The organism is Sulfurimonas sp., assembly GCF_026988655.1.
Classification (GTDB): Bacteria; Campylobacterota; Campylobacteria; order Campylobacterales; family Sulfurimonadaceae; genus Sulfurimonas.
The window spans coordinates 1-2,440 of record NZ_JALSKT010000029.1 but is presented as its reverse complement, the minus strand read 5'-3'; the positions used below and the strand labels follow the sequence as shown (position 1 = coordinate 2,440).

General features: G+C 35.3%; 2 protein-coding genes and 1 pseudogene. All 3 read right to left on the bottom strand.

Features of this window, described 5'->3' with window-relative positions; all coding sequences use genetic code 11:
• On the bottom strand, positions 1-1,195 hold a 1,195-nt coding region (locus MV052_RS02970; RefSeq protein WP_297440832.1), incomplete at its 3' end, for an RNA-binding domain-containing protein.
• Complete coding sequence (gene rfbB / locus MV052_RS02965; protein WP_297440830.1) at positions 1,196-2,215, bottom strand: dTDP-glucose 4,6-dehydratase; 1,020 nt, start codon at positions 2,213-2,215, stop codon at positions 1,196-1,198.
• Positions 2,215-2,298 (bottom strand): annotated as a pseudogene (locus tag MV052_RS02960) (sugar phosphate nucleotidyltransferase); the annotation flags it as partial. The gene rfbB and the pseudogene MV052_RS02960, both read right to left, overlap by 1 nt.
• Between the last annotated feature and the right edge of the window lie 142 nt (positions 2,299-2,440).

Sequence of the window (2,440 nt, the reverse complement as noted above, 5' to 3'; positions counted from 1 at the left end):
TTTCATTTACTCCGACATTTACTCCGACATTTACTCCGACATTTACTCCGACATTTACTCCCTCATTATTCTCATCTATTTTCATAAGCGTTATTCTAAAGCCATGTTGAAACTCTTCAAAACTAACTTCTACTTTCCCATGTTTTTTACACTCATTTTGTATTCTGGATATTCCTGAACCATATCGCTCTATCACCCCTGCTTCTTTGAAAGCTCTTGCAACTGCTCTATTTCTTGTTTGTGAAGAGTAATTTCCACTTAGTAGTTGTTCTACGGTTAATCCACCATAAAGTTTTCCAGGATTAAAAAACTCTATTTTATCATCAAATATTTTTATGACAGAATGTCCACTATCTCTATAGTCTCTGTGAACCACCATATTAATAACTATCTCTCTGATAGCTTCAAGCGGATAGTCATACTTTACTGTTCTTTGAGGCTCACCCGTGATGATGAACTCCGTCATAAGATGTTTTTTTATAAACTCAATTGCTCTATCTACCTGTGTAAACAGATTAGTATTTATATCTATGTTGTCTATGATGGTTATAGGGTCTTTGAACCTGCCTATTTGAAAAGCTGTAATGGCTGAGTTATTGGATGTGAAGAGAAGATATGCTCCAAAAGTAAGTTTGTCCTCTTTTATAAGTTCATATTTTTTTAGTATTGTAAGAGGGTCATCGCTAAAGTTTTTGTTGAGATTCTTTTCTATTTTTTCTATGAAATAGTCTATATTTTCTTGAGATATATCACTAAAGTCATGTCTATCATCAACATAATAATCCCAACTAGAGTTGATGGTCTGCAGATGCATATTTGATATCTCATCGAGACTCATGACATGGTTTGAGTTTTGTACCCTTTTGTAATATCTGTTTTTATAAGCTATTGGTTTAAGAGGGTACTCCTTTATATCGACAACTGCTATGTTTTTGCCCTTATACTCTATCTTTTGTATATCTACTATGAGTTGGGGTTGAGTATTGAGCTTTATCTGATTTACCCAGTCTTGTAGTGTCTCACTACTTATGTCTATTCCGACTATAGAACCATCATCTTTAACACCTATCAAAACTTTACCACCCTGGGCATTTGCAAAAGCAACAACAGTAGTAATGACTTCTTTTTGAAATGAAGTTTTAAACTCTACTGTTTGGCTTTCACCAGCAGTGATAAGTGCTATAGTGTTTTGCATCTATTTATCCCAGCCCTTATGCTTGAGATACCACTCAACAGTTTTCAGTATCCCTGAGTCAAAGTTTTCATCAGCTCTCCAGCCAAGCTCTACTTCAATCTTTGTTGCATCTATAGCATAGCGTCTATCATGACCTGCTCTATCTTCCACGAAAGTTATGAGTTTTTTATAGCTTTTTGTTTGTGGAGCTTTCTCATCAAGTATAGTACATATAGCATCAACTATCTCAAGATTTGTTCTCTCATTCCTTCCACCGATGTTATAAACATTGCCCTCTTTACCCGTGTGATAAACAAGATCTATCCCTCTACAGTGATCAAGTACATAAAGCCAATCTCTAATGTTTTTTCCATCACCATATATTGGAATACTCTCACCTTTTAAACATTTTCTTATAATCGTAGGAATAAGTTTTTCATCATGTTGCTTTGGTCCATAGTTGTTTGAGCAATTTGTTATGACTGTATTCATTCCGTAAGTCTCTTGGTATGAACGAACTATCATATCGGAACTTGCTTTAGAAGCTGAGTATGGAGAATTTGGTGCATATGGTGTCTCTTCTGTGAAGAAGTCAGTGGCGTTTAGGGTGCCATAGACTTCATCTGTTGAGATGTGATGAAATCTACAGTTTTTGTAGTTCTCTTTATACTCAAATGGTTTATCCATCCAGTAATCTCTAGCTACATCTACAAGAGTAAAAGTTCCATTTACATTAGTCTCTATAAACACACCAGGGTTTTTAATGCTATTGTCCACATGCGACTCAGCAGCAAAGTGGATAACTCCGTTTATGTCATACTCGTTAAATATAAACTCTACTAGTTCACGGTTACAAATGTTACCTTTTATGAACTTATATCTAGGGTTCGATTCACACTCTTTTAGGCTATCTAAGTTCCCTGCATAAGTGAGTAAATCTAAGTTTATTAAGTTGTACTCTGGATACTTCTCTAAAAAGTATGGCACAAAGTTTGAACCTATGAAGCCTGCTGTTCCTGTTAGTAGTATGTTTTTAGTCATCTTTTACTAAATCCTTTAGGTACTCTTTTTGTGACAGGGTAGAGACGAGTGCCACTTCCTCCTGCTAAGATGATGCCTTTCATAGCTTAGAGCCTTCCATCACTACTGTCTAAAATAGACTTAATGTCATAAACAACTTGATTTTTATTTTCAAGTTTAACCTTTTTGTACTCATCATGAGCCACAGCCATTACAACTGCTTCAAACTTGCTAGTATCTAACTCT

Coding starts and splice junctions, on each gene's coding strand:
- rfbB (WP_297440830.1), bottom strand. CDS start 2,215: ATGACTAAAAACATACTACTAACAGGAACAGCAGGCTTCATAGGTTCA.